The organism is Nonomuraea ferruginea, assembly GCF_039540635.1.
Classification (GTDB): domain Bacteria; phylum Actinomycetota; class Actinomycetes; order Streptosporangiales; family Streptosporangiaceae; genus Nonomuraea; species Nonomuraea ferruginea.
The window spans coordinates 130,578-145,451 of sequence record NZ_BAABFD010000013.1 but is presented as its reverse complement, the minus strand read 5'-3'; the positions used below and the strand labels follow the sequence as shown (position 1 = coordinate 145,451).

Genomic DNA, 14,874 nt, shown 5'->3' with positions numbered 1-14,874 from the left:
GGGCACAGGTGGCACGCAAACGAGCGACGGCCGTCTCCGCCATGGTGCTCGCTATCGGGTTAACCGGCATCGGGGTCATCCCGTTCGTCGGCGCGGGCGCGACGGCTTCGGCTACGGCGCTGGACCCGGTGGAGCCGTGTGACGTCGGGCAGGAGTGCCCGCCGCAGACCACCGTGACGATCACCACCACGCTCCCGACCCCGACCCCGGAGCCGGAGCAGCCCGAGACCACGATCACCAAGACGGTCACCGCGAAGCCCACCAAGACGACCAAGGCTCCCGAGCCGACGAAGACCAAGACGACCAAGGCCCCCGACCCGGCGCCGGTCACGCAGTCGGTGGCCCCGCCGCCGCAGCAACTGCCGGAAGAGACGCCGCAGGAAGTGCCGGACCCCGTCACGTCGTCGGCCGAAGAGTCGGTGCAGATGCCCACCGTGGCCGGCACCGACACCCCGACACCCGCGCTCTCCACCGACGCCGCCTCCGTCGAGAGCGACACGGTGCAGCTGGAGGTGCGCAACGCGGCGCCGGAGTACGACCAGCGCAGTCTCACCCAGCGGCTCAGCATCCCGGCGCTGATCATGGTGCTGCTGGCGTTGTTCGCGGTGCTGATCTTCGAGGGGCGGCTGCGCCGGATGGCTCACGCCGCGGCCGTGCGCAAGGCCGGTCCGCAGGCCGGGGCCTACCCCGGGGCCTATCCTCAGCAGCCCGGCCCGTACCCGCACCAGGCCGAGGGCTACCCGGCGGGGCCCGGTTACGCCACGGCGGGCGTCGCGGCCCCCGGCTACCCTGGCGGCACCGCGTACGCGCCGATCATCAGCTTCGTGCCCGTCCAGACGTTCCCGAGCGGGCAGGTCCAGTACGGCGCGGTCTACCACGACCCGAACGCCCCCCACACCGCGCCCGCCCCCATGCCCGAGCAGGGTCCGGTCGTCCTGGCTCCCGACCAGTACGGCTCGTACAGTCACCAGCCGGGCCAGCCGCCGTCGTCGGGTCACCAGCCGGGTGAGGCGAGCAGGGACTCGTCGGGGCACCAGCCGGGTGAGGCGACCAGGGAATCGTATGGTCACCAGCCGGGTGAGGCGGAGAGGGAGCAGCTCCGGGCGCCGTTCGAGCCGTTGATCGCGCCGGAGCCGCCGTCCTCCGACATCCCGCCGGGCGGCGCGGCCCCGTACGAGGACACCCCGGATCGGCCTCTGGGCCCGGCCTCGGCTGCCGAATCTGGTGACTCCGAGCCCTGGTTCGGCCCGCGGATGACAGGCAACCCGCCGTCCGACCTCGACCGTACGATCGTGCAGCGCTTCCCCGACGACGATCACGGTCCGGACGAGCGCGGACGCCACCCCCGCTGACACGCGCCTGCGGCGAGCACTGCGCGTTCCGGGTCGAGTGTGTCCGTTCACGGTGAGCGCGGCAGGTTCCGAGCGAGGGCTTGTTCACGGCGGCAAGGCGTGTTTCCGGCCGAGCGCCTCGTTCCGGGCTGAGTGCGGCGAACGCGGCGTGTTCCCGGCGGCGGGCTCGTTCGCGGGGAGCAGGCGGGTTTCGGGCGAGCGTGTCCGTTCACAGCGAGCAGAGCGTGTTCTCGGCGGAGGCTCTTTCGCGGTGAGCGCGGCGTTTCCCGGCGAGCAAGGCGGGTTTCGGGCTTAGCGCCGGTTTCGGGCGAGCGTGTCCGTTCTCGCCCAGCGAGGAGTGTTCTCGGTGGGGGCTCGTTCGCCGTGAACAGGCCGTGTTTCCGGCGCAGGGGTTGTTCGTGGTGAGCGCGGCTCGTTCCCGGCGGAGCGCCTGTTCCCAGCGGGTACGGCGTGTTCCGGGCAACTGCCGGTAGGACGGTGCTGGAGATGGGAAACGCGGCGGGAACAAGGCCCGCCGCGTTTCCGAGGGTGTTACTTGGCGCGTTTGAAGATCTTGCTGCCGAGCCAGACCAGCGGGTCGTACTTGCGGTCCGCGACGCGCTCCTTCATCGGGATCAGCGCGTTGTCGGTGATCTTGATGTGCTCGGGGCACACCTCGGTGCAGCACTTGGTGATGTTGCAGTAGCCGAGCCCGTGGTCCTCCTGGGCCGACTCCTTGCGGTCCGCCACGTCGTACGGGTGCATGTCGAGCTCGGCGATCCGCATCAGGAACCGGGGCCCGGAGAAGGCCGGCTTGTTCTCCTCGTGGTCGCGGACCACGTGGCAGACGTTGTTGCACATGAAGCACTCGATGCACTTGCGGAACTCCTGGGACCGCTCGACATCGACCTGCTGCATCCGGTACTCGCCCGGCCGCACGCCCTCCGGGGGCGTGAAGGACGGCACCTCCCTGGCCTTCTGGTAGTTGTACGAGACGTCGGTGACGAGGTCCTTGATGACGGGGAAGGTCCGCATCGGGGTCACCGTGATCGTCTCGTCCTCGGCGAAGGTCGACATGCGGGTCATGCAGCTCAGCCGCGGCTTGCCGTTGATCTCGACCGAGCAGGAGCCGCACTTGCCGGCCTTGCAGTTCCAGCGCACGGCCAGGTCGGGGGCCTGGGTCGCCTGGAGCCGGTGGATGATGTCGAGGACGACCTCGCCTTCGTTCACCTCGACGGTGAAGTCCTCGAGCTTGCCCTCGCCGCTCTCACCGCGCCAGATCCTGAACTTCGCCTTGTAACTCATTTCGCGATCCTGTCGAACTCGTCCATCTCGTCGTCGGTGAGGTACTTGCTCAGCTCGTCGCGGTCGAACAGAGTGATCAGGTCGTCCCGCATCGCGGGCTGCTCCTGTTCTTCGACCGTGATGGACCCGCCGTCCTCGGTGGAGCAGACCAGCAGCTTGCGCCGCCACTCCGGCCGCATGCCCGGGTGGTCGTCGCGGGTGTGGCCGCCGCGGCTCTCCTCGCGCATCAGCGCGGCCTTGGCCACGCACTCCGACACGAGGACCATGTTGCGCAGGTCGAGCGCGAGGTGCCAGCCGGGGTTGTAGATGCGCGAGCCGCCCGCGCCGACGAGCTGCACGCGCTCCTTGAGCTTCTCCACGACCTCCAGCGCCTCGGTGAGCTCCTCGGCCTTGCGGATGATGCCGGCCAGCTCGTTCATGGTCCGCTGGAGCTCGTGGTGCACTTCGTACGGGTTCTCGCCGCTGGAGCGCTCGAGCGGCGCCAGCGCCTCGGTGCGGGCCGCGTCCACCTGCTCCTGGGCCACCTTGGGCCGGGCGGGCAGCGCGTCCACGTAGGCCGCGGCGCCGGCGCCCGCGCGCCGGCCGAACACCAGCAGGTCCGACAGCGAGTTGCCGCCGAGCCGGTTGGAGCCGTGCATGCCGCCGGACACCTCGCCGGCCGCGAACAGCCCGGGTACGGACGCGCCGCCGGTGTCGGCGTCGACCTCGACGCCGCCCATGATGTAGTGGCAGGTCGGGCCCACCTGCATGGGCTCGGCGGTGATGTCGACGTCGGCCAGCTCCTTGAACTGGTGGTGCATCGACGGCAGCCGCCGCTTGATCTCCTCGGCCGGGAGGCGGGTGGACACGTCCAGGTAGACGCCGCCCTGCGGGGACCCGCGGCCCGCCTTCACCTCGGCGTTGATGGCCCTGGCCACCTCGTCACGGGGGAGCAGCTCCGGAGGCCGGCGGTTGTTGGCCTGGTCGGTGTACCAGCGGTCGCCCTCCTCCTCGGTGGTGGCGTACTTGTCCTTGAACACCTCGGGGATGTACTTGAACATGAAACGCTCGCCCTCGGAGTTGCGCAGCACGCCGCCGTCGCCGCGGACCGACTCGGTGACGAGGATGCCGCGCACGGAGGGCGGCCAGACCATCCCGGTGGGGTGGAACTGGATGAACTCCATGTTGATGAGGTTCGCGCCGGCCAGCAGGGCCAGGGCGTGACCGTCACCGGTGTACTCCCAGGAGTTCGAGGTGACCACGTAGGACTTGCCGATGCCGCCGGTGGCCAGCACCACGGCGGGCGCGTCGAAGAGGACGAAGCTGCCGGTCTCGCGCCAGTAGCCGAACGCCCCGGAGATCCGGTCGCCGTCCTTGAGCAGGCGCGTGACCGTACATTCCTGGAAGACCTTGATGTAGGCCTCGTAGTCGCCGTGCTGCTCGTGGTCCTCCTGCTGGAGGGCCACCACGCGCTGCTGGAGCGTGCGGATCATCTCCAGGCCGGTGCGGTCGCCGACGTGCGCCAGGCGGGGATACTCGTGGCCGCCGAAGTTGCGCTGGCTGATCTTGCCGTCCTTGGTGCGGTCGAAGAGCGCTCCCCAGGCCTCCAGCTCCCAGACCCGGTCCGGCGCCTCCTTCGCGTGCAGCTCGGCCATCCGCCAGTTGTTGAGGAACTTGCCGCCCCGCATGGTGTCGCGGAAGTGCACCATCCAGTTGTCGTCGGAGTTGACGTTCCCCATCGCGGCGGCGGCCCCGCCCTCGGCCATGACGGTGTGGGCCTTGCCGAACAGCGACTTGCACACGATCGCCGTGCGCTTGCCCTGCTGGCGGGCCTCGATGGCGGCACGCAGCCCGGCGCCTCCCGCGCCGATGACGACCACGTCGTACTCGTGACGCTCGATGTTGATCGAGTTATCCACTTGAACTGATCCTTACGCGAACGGGAAGGCGATGATGCCCTTGGCCACCAGGCGGACGTAGAGGTCGGCGCCCATGACGGAGAACATCGAGGCCCACGCCCACTGCTGGTGCTTGGCGTTGAGCTTGGAGACGAAGGTCCAGGCCCGGTAGCGGAGCGGGTGACGGGAGAAGTGGTTGAGCCGGCCCGCGGTGATGTGACGGCAGGAGTGGCAGCCGAGCGTGTAGCCGAGGATGAGCACGGCGTTGAGCATCAGGATCCAGCTGCCGAGGCCGATCGGCTTGTGCACGACGGCCAGCACGGCGTCGTAGGTGAGGATGGCGCCGATCAGGAGCGCGAAGTAGAAGAAGTAGCGGTGGATGTTCTGCATGATCAGCGGGAAGCGGGTCTCACCGGTGTACTTCCCGTGCGGCTCCTGCACCGCGCACGCGGCGGGCGACAGCCAGAACGAGCGGTAGTAGGACTTGCGGTAGTAGTAGCACGTCAGCCGGAACCCGCCCGGCAGGCCGAGGATCAGCAGCCCCGGCGGGAGCGCGTACCAGTCGCCGACGGGCGCCCACCCGAACAGCCGCGCGCCGTCACAGACCTCCTGCGTGGTCAGACAGGGTGCGGCGAAGGGGGCGATGTAGGGTTCGGCGAAGTTGCTCGTGTCGAGGATCGCCCACACACCGTAGATCAGAAATGAGCTGAGCCCGAGGAATACCAGCAGCGGGGTGAGCCACCACCGGTCGGTGCGCAGCGTGCGCACCTTGACCTGGGCACGCTGCTTTCTCGCTGGGGCATCGGGCGTCGTCTGGGTCATCGCGGACCTCTCCACCTCCCGCGGACCCCGCACGCCTGGGGTCCGGGTCGTTCTTCTAGGCGCGTTCGGCGGTGACTATGCCGCGCGGGCGCGCAGTTGGTGTGGCATACGTTACGACGAGCGCATCGCGATTTGTGAGGACGGTCACTCACTTTCTCCTGCTCACGCTGTGATTCCTGTCACGTATCCCGTCAGGGGCGCTGTCCCTGGTAAGGCAACTTCACCACAGTCACAAAAAAGTTATCGATTTGACGGACAACCCTTATGAATTGCCCAAAATCTACGGGTTTAGCCACGTATGCATTGGCGTGCAGCCGGTAACTCCGGACGACGTCCTCTTCGGCCTTCGACGTCGTCAGGACGACCACCGGGATCGTCCTGAGTACCGGGTCGGCCTTCACCTCCCTGAGCACCTCCAGGCCGCTCTTCCTGGGCAGGTTGAGGTCGAGCAGGACGAGGTCCGGCCTCGGCGCGCCCGCGTGGGCCCCCTCCTGGCGCAGGAACGCCATCGCCTGCTCGCCGTCGCCCACCACGTGCAGGCGGTTGCGGAGTTTGCCGAGGTCGAACGCCTCCCGGGTGATCAGCACGTCGCCCTGGTCGTCCTCCACCAGGAGCACCTCGACAGGCCGCCAGTCAGGCATCGTCGTCACCGGCGGCGGGCAGCGTCCAGCGGAACGTGGTGCCGCGGCCGCCGGTCTCGCCCGAGTCGCCGTCGAGCCAGAGCCGGCCGCCGTGATAGTCGACGATCTTGCGGCAGAGCGCCAGGCCGATGCCGGTGCCGGCGTAGACGTCGCGCGGGTGCAGCCGCTGGAAGATCAGGAAGATGCGGTCGGCGTACTTGGGATCGACGCCGATGCCGTTGTCGGAGCAGCTGAACTCCCACATGCCGTCTCTCTCGACCGCCTCGATCCGGACCTGCGGCGGCTCGTCGCCGCGGAACTTGACCGCGTTCTCGATGAGGTTCTGGAACAGCTGGGTGAGCTGGCTCGGACTGCCCGTCACCCGGGGCAGCTCGCCCGTGGTGACCGTGGCCCCGGCGTCCTCGATGGCCGCCGACAGGTTGTCCAGCGCCGCCCGCACCGCCACGCCGCTGTCCATGGGCGCCTTCTCGCCGCCCACCCGGCCCACGCGGGAGAAGTCGAGCAGGTCGTTGATGAGCAGTTGCATGCGCTTGGCGCCGTCGACCGCGTAGTGGATGTACTGCCTGGCCCGATCGTCCAGCTCGTTCTCGTACCGCTGCTCCAGCATCTGGGTGAAGCTCGCCACCTTGCGCAGCGGCTCCTGGAGGTCGTGGCTGGCCACGTACGCGAACTGCTCCAGCTCGCCGTTGGAGCGGCGCAGCTCGTCGGCCTGGTCGGAGGCGGTGCGCCAGGCCGACAGGATGCGCCTGCGCATGGAGTCGATGTGGCTCGACAGCTCGGCCAGCTCCGCGGGCCGCTCGACCCCGAGCCGGTGGTCGAAGTCACCGCCCGCGACCGTGCGCACCTGCTCGGTCAGCCGGGCGATGGGGTCGAGCACGGTGAAGCGCACGATGAACGCCAGCGCCACGCCGGCGACCAGGATCACCACGAACAGCACCACGAGCGCGACGTTGAGCCGGTCGATCTGCGCGGCCACCTCCGGCTTGGGGGCCAGCTCGCGCGCCTGGGCGATCATCAGCATGATGAGCGCCACGCCGGCCAGGAATGCCACCGCGGTGGCCGCCCCGGCGAAGACGAACCAGCGCGCTATCGGCACCCTGCCGACGCCGGTCGGCGGCTTGGCGGGGGGAAGCGGATTGATGCTCATGTCTCGCCCCTGCTGACGATCACGGCCGCCAGGTCGTCCTTGAGAGTCCCGACCTCGCCGATGAGCCGGTCGATGTCGATCGCGCCGTGCAGCCGTACCAGCTCGACGAGCCCCTCCACGCCGAGCAGCTCGCCGCCGACGGCGGCCTCGATCAGCCCGTCGGTGTAGAGCATCATCGACCAGCGCTCGCCCAGCGGCACGTCGAGCACCGCCCACTGGGCGTCCGGGAAGATGCCGAGCGGCGGGCCGGACGGCGCGCCCTCGACGACCTCGACCACCCCGCCGCGCACCAGCACCGGGGGCGGGTGGCCGGCCACCCGCATCCGGGCGCTCGCCAGGTCGGGCGCGATCGTGGCCATGCAGAGCGTGGTGAAGATCTCCGGGGCCCTGCGCTCGGCCCGCAGCAGCGTGTCGAGCGTGCGCAGCAGCAGGTCGCCGGTCTGCCCGGCGAGGACGAGGGTGCGCCAGGCGATGCGCAGCGCCACCCCGAGCGCGGCCTCGTCGGGCCCGTGGCCGCACACGTCGCCGACGATCACGTGGACCGAGCCGTCGGGCGTCTGCACCGTGTCCAGGAAGTCGCCGGCCAGCCGCTGCCCCTGCGAGCCGGGCAGGTAGCGGGTGGCGTGGCGCAGCTCGCGGGTGCGCAGCAGCGGCACGGGCAGCAGGCCGTTCTCCAGGCGGGCGTTCTCCTTGGCGGTCAGCTCCGCCTCCACCAGCCGGCGCTGGGCCAGGTCGGCGCGCTTGCGCTCCATGGCGTAGCGGATGGCCCTGGCCAGCAGCCGGGCGTCGACGTCCTGCTTCACCAGGTAGTCCTGGGCGCCCGCCTGCACCGCCGCGACCCCGACGTGAACGTCGCGTAACCCCGTCAGCACCAGCACCGCGGCGTGCGGCGCCAGGTCGAGCACGTGCTCCAGCGCCTCCAGGCCGGTCGCGTCGGGCAGCGAGAGGTCGACGAGCACGCACTGGATCTGCGGGCCGAGCTGGGCCTTCGTCTCCTCCAGGCTCCGCACCCAGGTGATCCTGGGTGGCGCCTCGGCCTGCTTCAGCAACTCCTCCACGAGGAACGCGTCTCCCGCGTCGTCCTCCACCAGGAGCAGCGTCAGCGTTTCGTCCAGAGTCGCGGTCACGCACGCCCTTCCGCAGATTGAGGCCGTGCTGCTCATTCTGCGATGAGCTCGACCCCTTGTGGAAGGGTGCCTTCCTGCCCTGCTTCGATCACGTAAGAGAGAAGCGTCGCCCGGAACGCCTGCGCGGCCCTGATCGGTTCCACGTCCTTGCGGTGCGCCAGCGCGATGGTCCGGCTCAGCCCGGGCGGCGCCAGCGGCGTGCCGGCCAGCCCCGGCCGCCCGTCGAGCACCATCGACGGCACCACGGCCACGCCCAGCCCCGCCTCCACGAACCGCAGCACCGCGTCCATCTCGCCGCCCTGGACCGCGAACCGGGGCTCGAACCCGGCCTGCCGGCAGGCCGCCAGCGTCGCGTCGCGCAGGTCGTAGCCGGTCCTGAACATCACCAGCGGCCTGCCGCGCAGCTCGTCGATGCGCAGGTACGGCTTGCGCGGCCGCTCGGCGGCGGGCGAGGCCACGACCAGGTTCTCGCGCAGGATCTCCTCCGTCACCAGCGACGGGTCGTCGTGCTGCAGCGGCATGATGATCAGCGACATGTCGAGCTGGCCGCGCGCCAGCGCGCGCACCAGGTCGCGCGAGCCGCCCTCCTCGACCAGCAGGCCGATCCCCGGGTACGAGTGATGGAAGCGGGCCAGGGCGTCGGCCATGAGCCCCGCGCAGAGCGAGGGCGTCGCGCCCAGCCGCACCTGGCCCCGGCGCAGCCCGGCCAGCTCGGCGACCGCCTGCCTGGCGGTGTCGGCGTCGGCCAGCATCCGGCGGGCCAGCGGCAGCAGCGCCTCCCCGGCCGGGGTCAGCGTGACGTTGCCGCGCGCCCGGGAGAACAGCGGCGCGCCCAGCTCGTGCTCCAGCGCCTTGATCTGCTTGCTGAGCGACGGCTGCGCGACCCGCATCCGCTCAGCCGCGTGGGTGAAGTGCCTGGTCTCGGACACGGTGACGAAGTACGCCAACTGCTGGAACTGCATGTGATTTTCCTCGCAACCGGCCAGCCCGGTGAACGTGCTTATGCCGTACAAACCAGACATCATAGCCGCTGGCTATCGAAACCAGGCCCCTCATGACTTGGACGGATCATCGCAGGCTACCTAGCGTCGATGAACGTGACTGCCACGATAGAGCGCGGCGCCGCCACCGCGTCCGTTATCCCCCCCAAGGGTGAAGAGAAGCCCAGAGCCAAGAGGCCTGGCGGATTCCTGACCTCGTCCAACGGCAAGAAAGCCGTCATGGCCGTCACGGGGGCCGTCATGGTGCTCTTCCTCGTCGGCCACATGCTCGGCAACCTCAAGATCTTCGCGGGCCGCGACTCATTCAATGAGTACGCGCTCGCGCTGCGCACCCTGCTGGAGCCGATCGCCCCGTACCGGACCCTGCTCACCCTCGTCGAGATCGTCCTCGTGGTCTCGGTCGTCCTGCACATGTGGGCCGCGATCTCGCTGTCCCGCCGCGCGGCCGCGGCCCGGCCGGTGAAGTACGCGGCCAGGAAGAAGTCGCAGGCCAAGGGGTACGCGACGCACATCATGCGGTTCGGCGGCATCACGATCGCGCTCTTCGTGGTCTGGCACCTGCTCGACCTGACCTTCGGCGTGGTGAACCCGAAGGGCTTCGACTCCTCACCGGCCGACCGGATGATCGCCGGGTTCGACCCGTCCCGGTGGTACGTGACGCTTCTCTACATCGTCGCCGTCGCCATGGTCGGCCTGCACCTGCGGCACGGCATCTGGAGCGCCTTCCAGACGCTCGGCGTGGCCAACCGCGACAGGAACAGGGCGCTGCGCGCGGTCGCGGGGCTCGGCTCCGCCGTCCTGGTCATCGGTTTCCTCGCGCCGCCGCTCGCCATCACGTTCGGAGTGGTCCAGTGAATTTCGTCGAAGGCGCGGAGATCCGCGACACCAAGGCACCGGCCGGTCCCATCGAGGAGCGGTGGGAGAAGCGCAAGTTCGGCGCCCGCCTGGTCAACCCCGCCAACAAGCGCAAGCTCGACGTCATCGTGGTGGGCACCGGCCTGGCCGGCGGTTCCGCCGCCGCGACGCTCGGCGAGCTCGGCTACAACGTCAAGTCGTTCTGCTACCAGGACTCGCCCCGGCGCGCCCACTCCATCGCCGCCCAGGGCGGCATCAACGCCGCCAAGAACTACCGCGGCGACGGCGACTCGATCTACCGCCTGTTCTACGACACGGTGAAGGGCGGCGACTTCCGCGCCCGCGAGTCGAACGTGTACCGCCTGGCCGAGGTCTCGGTGAACATCATCGACCAGGCCGTGGCCCAGGGCGTGCCGTTCGCCCGCGAGTACGGCGGCCTGCTCGACACCCGCTCGTTCGGCGGCGCCCAGGTGTCGCGGACCTTCTACGCCCGCGGCCAGACGGGCCAGCAGCTCCTGCTCGGCGCGTACCAGGCGCTGGAGCGGCAGATCGCGGCCGGGACCGTCGAGATGTTCACCCGGCACGAGATGCTCGACCTGATCGTCTCCGACGGCCGGGCGCGGGGCGTCATCGTGCGCGACATGGTGACCGGCGACATCGAGCGGCACTTCGCCGACGCCGTGGTGCTCGCCACCGGCGGCTACGGCAACGTGTTCTACCTGTCCACGAACGCCAAGGGCTGCAACACCACCGCCATCTGGCGGGCGCACGAGCGCGGCGCGTACTTCGCCAACCCCTGCTACACGCAGATCCACCCGACCTGCATCCCGGTCTCCGGCGACCACCAGTCGAAGCTCACGCTCATGTCGGAGTCGCTGCGCAACGACGGCCGCGTGTGGGTGCCGCTGCGCAAGAACGACTCCCGCGCCCCCGGCGACATCCCGGACGCCGAGCGTGACTACTACCTGGAGCGGATCTACCCCGCCTTCGGCAACCTGGTCCCGCGTGACATCGCCTCCCGCGCCGCCAAGAACGTCTGCGACGAGGGCCGCGGCGTCGGACCCGGCGGCCTGGGCGTCTACCTCGACTTCCGCGACGCCATCGGCCGGCTCGGCCGCGACGCCGTGGAGAAGAAGTACGGCAACCTGTTCGAGATGTACGAGCGCATCACGGGCGAGAACCCGTACGAGACGCCGATGCGCATCTACCCGGCCGTCCACTACACGATGGGCGGACTGTGGGTGGACTACGACCTGCAGTCGACGGTCCCCGGCCTGTTCGTGATCGGCGAGGCCAACTTCTCCGACCACGGCGCCAACCGGCTCGGCGCGTCCGCGCTGATGCAGGGCCTGGCCGACGGCTACTTCGTGCTGCCCACCACGATCGGCGACTACCTGGCCGACGGGCCGTTCGGTGACGTCGACGAGGAGGCCGTCGCGGCGGCCGAGGTCGCGGTGCGCACGAAGATCGACCGGCTGATGTCGGTGAACGGCACCCGCACCCCCGACTCCTTCCACCGCGAGCTGGGCAAGCTCATGTGGGACTACTGCGGCATGGACCGCACCGAGGAGTCGCTGCGCAAGGCCCTGGAGCGCATCCCCGAGCTGCGCCAGGAGTTCTGGGAGAACGTCAAGGTCACCGGCGTCGCCGAGGAGCTGAACCAGACGCTGGAGAAGGCCGGCCGGGTGGCCGACTTCTTCGACCTGGCCGAGCTCATGTGCCTGGACGCCCTGGTGCGCAGCGAGTCGTGCGGCGGCCACTTCCGGGCCGAGTCGCAGGACTCCGACGGGGAGGCGCTGCGCGACGACGAGAACTTCGCGCACGTCTCGGCGTGGGAGCACTCGCCGGACGGCACGCCGGTGCTGCACAAGGAGCCGCTCGAGTACGAGTACGTCAAGATGAGCCAGCGGAGCTACAAGTGAACCTGACCCTGAAGGTCTGGCGTCAGAGCGGCCCCAAGGACCGCGGACGCATGGTGACTTATCGGGTGGAGGATGTTTCGCCCGACATGTCCTTCCTCGAAATGCTGGATGTGCTGAACGAGCGGCTCATCCTCGAAGGCGACGACCCGATCGCCTTCGACCACGACTGCCGCGAGGGCATCTGCGGCATGTGCGGCATGGTCATCAACGGCGTCGCGCACGGCGAGCAGGTGGCCACCACCACCTGCCAGCTCCACATGCGGCACTTCGAGGACGGCGCCACCATCACCATCGAGCCGTGGCGGGCCGCGCCGTTCCCCGTGATCAAGGACCTGGTCGTCGACCGGAGCTCCTTCGACCGCATCATCCAGGCCGGCGGATTCGTCTCCGTCCCGGCCGGCTCCGCCCCCGACGCGCACAGCGTGCCCGTACGCAAGGAGGACGCCGACGCCGCCTTCGACGCCGCCACCTGCATCGGCTGCGGCGCCTGCGTCGCGGCCTGCCCCAACGGGTCGGCGTCCCTCTTCACCGCGGCCAAGATCACCCACCTGAGCCTGCTCCCGCAGGGCCAGCCCGAGCGCCTGTCCCGCGCCAAGGCCATGGTGGACCAGATGGACGCCGAGGGCTTCGGCGGCTGCACCAACACCGGCGAGTGCACGGCCGTCTGCCCGAAGGGCATCCCGCTGGACACGATCGCCCAGATGAACAGCGACTACCTCAAGGCCAACGCCAAGTAGCCCGCTTCTCCGGAAGGGCCGCGCGGTTCCCACCGCGCGGCCCTTTCCTGCTCTTGTTGGGGATAATCCGGTTCGGGACGGTTGAGTAGGCTGGCGGCATGACCGCCATGGCACCGGGCCGCTCCGAGCCTGACCTGTCGTTCCTGCTCGACCACACCAGTCACGTGCTGCGTACGAAGATGGCGGCCGCGCTGGCCGAGATCGGCCTGACCGCGCGCATGCACTGCGTGCTCGTCCACGCCCTGGAAGAGGAGCGTACGCAGATCCAGCTCGCCGAGATCGGCGACATGGACAAGACGACCATGGTGGTCACCGTCGACGCCCTGGAGAAGGCGGGCCTGGCGGAGCGCCGCCCCTCCAGCACCGACCGGCGGGCCCGCATCATCGCGGTCACCGAGAAGGGCGCCGAGGTCGCCCGGCACAGCCAGCGGATCGTGGACGGCGTGCACCGGGAGGCGCTGGACGCCCTGCCGGAGAAGGAGCGGGAGATGCTCCTGTCGGCGATGAAGCGGCTGGCCGAGGGTCATCTCGCCACCCCGGTGGAGGTCGCGCCCGGCGCGCGCAGGGCCAGGCAGTCCCGGAAGTAGTTCTGTAAAGGATCGTCTACAACAAAACTATCTGTTAGGGTCTCTCCTGTTTCCCATGAACAGGAGGGGCCATGTCGCCCACCCCGCACCGCCGGCTCGCGTTGATCGTCCTATCCGCGGCGAGCCTGATGACGATCCTCGACGGCAGCATCGTGACCGTCGCGATGCCGGCCATCCAGCACGACCTGGGCTTCACGCCCGCCGGGCTGAGCTGGACCGTCAACGCCTACTTGATCCCCTTCGGCGGCCTGTTGCTCCTCGCCGGGCGGCTGGGCGACCTGATCGGCCGCAAGACGATGTTCCTGGCCGGCAACACGCTCTTCACCGTCGCGTCACTCCTCGCCGGCCTGGCCACCACGCCCGGCATGCTGGTCGCCGCCCGCTTCCTGCAGGGCGCGAGCAGCGCCATGGCGGCGGCCGTGGTCCTCGGCATCCTGGTCACCCTGTTCACCGAGCCGGGCGAGCGGGCCAAGGCGATCGGCGTGTTCAGCTTCACCGGCGCGGCCGGCGCCTCCATCGGCCAGGTGCTCGGCGGCGTGCTCACCGACGCGCTCTCCTGGCACTGGATCTTCTTCATCAACCTGCCGATCGGGCTGGCCACCGTCGCGCTGGCCGCCCGCGTGCTGCCCGCCGACCGCGGCACGGGGCTCTCGGCGGGCGCCGACGCCCTCGGCGCCGCGCTGGTCACCGGCGGCCTGATGCTGGGCATCTACACCGTCATCAAGATCGAGGAGTACGGCTGGGCGGCGGCCCACACGTTGGGCCTGGGCGCGCTGTCGGTCGCCCTGCTGGCCGGCTTCTTCGTCCGGCAGGCCACGGCCCGCGCCCCGCTCATGCCGCTGCGCGTCTTCCGCTCCCGCAACGTCTCCGGCGCGAACCTGACCCAGATGCTGGGCCTTTCGGCCATGTTCGCCTTCCAGATCCTCGTCGCGCTCTACATGCAGAAGGTCCTCGACTACAGCGCGCTGGAGACGGGCCTGGCGATGCTGCCCGCGGCGGTCGCGATCGGCGGGATCTCGCTGTTCCTCTCCGCGCGGCTGAACGAGCGGTTCGGGGCGCGTGCCGTGCTCATCGCCGGCCTGGCACTGCTGATGGCCGCGATGGGCTGGCTCTCCCGGGTGCCGGTCCAGGCGTCGTACGTCACCGACCTGCTGCCGGCCATGCTGCTGATCGCCGGGGGCGGGCTGGTGCTGCCCGCGCTGGCCACGCTCGGCATGTCGGCCGCCAGGGCCGACGACGCGGGGCTCGCCTCGGGCCTGTTCAACACCACCCAGCAGATCGGCATGGCGCTGGGCGTGGCCGTGCTGTCCACGATGGCCGCGTCCCGCACGGGAGACCTGCTGGCCCGGGGCATGACGGACGCGGCGGCCCTCACCGGCGGCTACCGGCTGGCGTTCGGCATCGCGGCCGCCCTGCTGCTGACGGCCCTCGTGGTCGCGGTGACCGTGCTCCGCTCGCCCGCACCGGCCACGGAGCACCTCGTGGAGCGCACGCCGGTCTGACGGCCTCCCCGGGGTGGGGA

General features: G+C 70.0%; 13 protein-coding genes. 6 read left to right on the top strand and 7 right to left on the bottom strand.

The features are described from left to right. The first annotated feature begins 8 nt into the window (after positions 1–8). Positions 9–1,352, top strand: a complete 1,344-nt coding sequence (locus tag ABD999_RS24680; protein ID WP_271280380.1) for a hypothetical protein — start codon at positions 9–11, stop codon at positions 1,350–1,352. A 531-nt stretch (positions 1,353–1,883) separates the two neighbouring features. On the opposite strand, the gene ABD999_RS24675 is transcribed toward ABD999_RS24680, so the two are convergent. The 7 genes from ABD999_RS24675 to ABD999_RS24645 all read right to left on the bottom strand — a co-directional run bounded on the left by ABD999_RS24675 (position 1,884) and on the right by ABD999_RS24645 (position 9,212). Then, entirely contained in the window at positions 1,884–2,636 is a 753-nt protein-coding gene (locus ABD999_RS24675; protein ID WP_148029212.1) for a succinate dehydrogenase/fumarate reductase iron-sulfur subunit, read from the bottom strand. Next, a complete protein-coding gene (locus tag ABD999_RS24670; protein WP_372452410.1) occupies positions 2,633–4,534 on the bottom strand; it encodes a fumarate reductase/succinate dehydrogenase flavoprotein subunit in 1,902 nt (633 codons plus the stop codon). Before ABD999_RS24670 ends, ABD999_RS24675 begins: the two co-directional genes overlap by 4 nt. A 12-nt stretch (positions 4,535–4,546) precedes the next feature. Continuing rightward, positions 4,547–5,335 carry a hypothetical protein gene (locus ABD999_RS24665; protein WP_148029213.1) on the bottom strand — a complete coding sequence of 263 codons (789 nt, stop codon included), beginning with the start codon at positions 5,333–5,335 and terminating at the stop codon, positions 4,547–4,549. A 191-nt stretch (positions 5,336–5,526) separates the two neighbouring features. After that, positions 5,527–5,976, bottom strand: a complete 450-nt coding sequence (locus ABD999_RS24660; RefSeq protein WP_271280052.1) for a response regulator — start codon at positions 5,974–5,976, stop codon at positions 5,527–5,529. Next, positions 5,969–7,123, bottom strand: a complete 1,155-nt coding sequence (locus ABD999_RS24655; protein ID WP_271280053.1) for a sensor histidine kinase — start codon at positions 7,121–7,123, stop codon at positions 5,969–5,971. The genes ABD999_RS24660 and ABD999_RS24655 overlap by 8 nt, the downstream gene beginning before the upstream one ends. Continuing rightward, on the bottom strand, positions 7,120–8,250 hold the full coding sequence (locus ABD999_RS24650) for a PP2C family protein-serine/threonine phosphatase (protein ID WP_271280054.1): 1,131 nt from the start codon (positions 8,248–8,250) through the stop codon (positions 7,120–7,122). The genes ABD999_RS24655 and ABD999_RS24650 overlap by 4 nt, the downstream gene beginning before the upstream one ends. Positions 8,251–8,282: 32 nt before the next feature. Next, complete coding sequence (locus tag ABD999_RS24645; RefSeq protein WP_148034272.1) at positions 8,283–9,212, bottom strand: LysR family transcriptional regulator; 930 nt, start codon at positions 9,210–9,212, stop codon at positions 8,283–8,285. A gap of 129 nt (positions 9,213–9,341) precedes the next feature. Between ABD999_RS24645 and ABD999_RS24640 the strand changes: the two genes are divergently transcribed. The 5 genes from ABD999_RS24640 (at position 9,342) to ABD999_RS24620 (ending at position 14,854) form a co-directional block, all read left to right on the top strand. Next, positions 9,342–10,106 carry a succinate dehydrogenase cytochrome b subunit gene (locus ABD999_RS24640; RefSeq protein ID WP_333485747.1) on the top strand — a complete coding sequence of 255 codons (765 nt, stop codon included), beginning with the start codon at positions 9,342–9,344 and terminating at the stop codon, positions 10,104–10,106. Then, the gene (locus ABD999_RS24635; RefSeq protein WP_148029218.1) at positions 10,103–12,028 is read left to right on the top strand and encodes a fumarate reductase/succinate dehydrogenase flavoprotein subunit; all 1,926 of its coding nucleotides are present in this window, start codon (positions 10,103–10,105) and stop codon (positions 12,026–12,028) included. The genes ABD999_RS24640 and ABD999_RS24635 overlap by 4 nt, the downstream gene beginning before the upstream one ends. Beyond that, positions 12,025–12,765 (top strand): succinate dehydrogenase/fumarate reductase iron-sulfur subunit, encoded by a 741-nt coding sequence (locus ABD999_RS24630; protein WP_148029219.1) that lies wholly within the window; start codon positions 12,025–12,027, stop codon positions 12,763–12,765. The genes ABD999_RS24635 and ABD999_RS24630 overlap by 4 nt, the downstream gene beginning before the upstream one ends. 98 nt (positions 12,766–12,863) lie before the next feature. Continuing rightward, positions 12,864–13,352, top strand: a complete 489-nt coding sequence (locus ABD999_RS24625; protein ID WP_219544013.1) for a MarR family winged helix-turn-helix transcriptional regulator — start codon at positions 12,864–12,866, stop codon at positions 13,350–13,352. A 71-nt stretch (positions 13,353–13,423) separates the two neighbouring features. Next, positions 13,424–14,854: an MFS transporter gene (locus tag ABD999_RS24620; RefSeq protein ID WP_271280468.1), complete on the top strand. Its 1,431-nt coding sequence runs from the start codon at positions 13,424–13,426 to the stop codon at positions 14,852–14,854. Positions 14,855–14,874: the final 20 nt, after the last annotated feature.

Bases quoted from the DNA above. Each gene is read 5' to 3' on its own strand.
- ABD999_RS24660 (WP_271280052.1), bottom strand. From the start codon at position 5,976: ATGCCTGACTGGCGGCCTGTCGAGGTGCTCCTGGTGGAGGACGACCAG.
- ABD999_RS24675 (WP_148029212.1), bottom strand. From the start codon at position 2,636: ATGAGTTACAAGGCGAAGTTCAGGATCTGGCGCGGTGAGAGCGGCGAG.
- ABD999_RS24620 (WP_271280468.1), top strand. From the start codon at position 13,424: ATGTCGCCCACCCCGCACCGCCGGCTCGCGTTGATCGTCCTATCCGCG.
- ABD999_RS24625 (WP_219544013.1), top strand. From the start codon at position 12,864: ATGACCGCCATGGCACCGGGCCGCTCCGAGCCTGACCTGTCGTTCCTG.
- ABD999_RS24665 (WP_148029213.1), bottom strand. From the start codon at position 5,335: ATGACCCAGACGACGCCCGATGCCCCAGCGAGAAAGCAGCGTGCCCAG.
- ABD999_RS24640 (WP_333485747.1), top strand. From the start codon at position 9,342: ATGAACGTGACTGCCACGATAGAGCGCGGCGCCGCCACCGCGTCCGTT.
- ABD999_RS24655 (WP_271280053.1), bottom strand. From the start codon at position 7,123: ATGAGCATCAATCCGCTTCCCCCCGCCAAGCCGCCGACCGGCGTCGGC.
- ABD999_RS24645 (WP_148034272.1), bottom strand. From the start codon at position 9,212: ATGCAGTTCCAGCAGTTGGCGTACTTCGTCACCGTGTCCGAGACCAGG.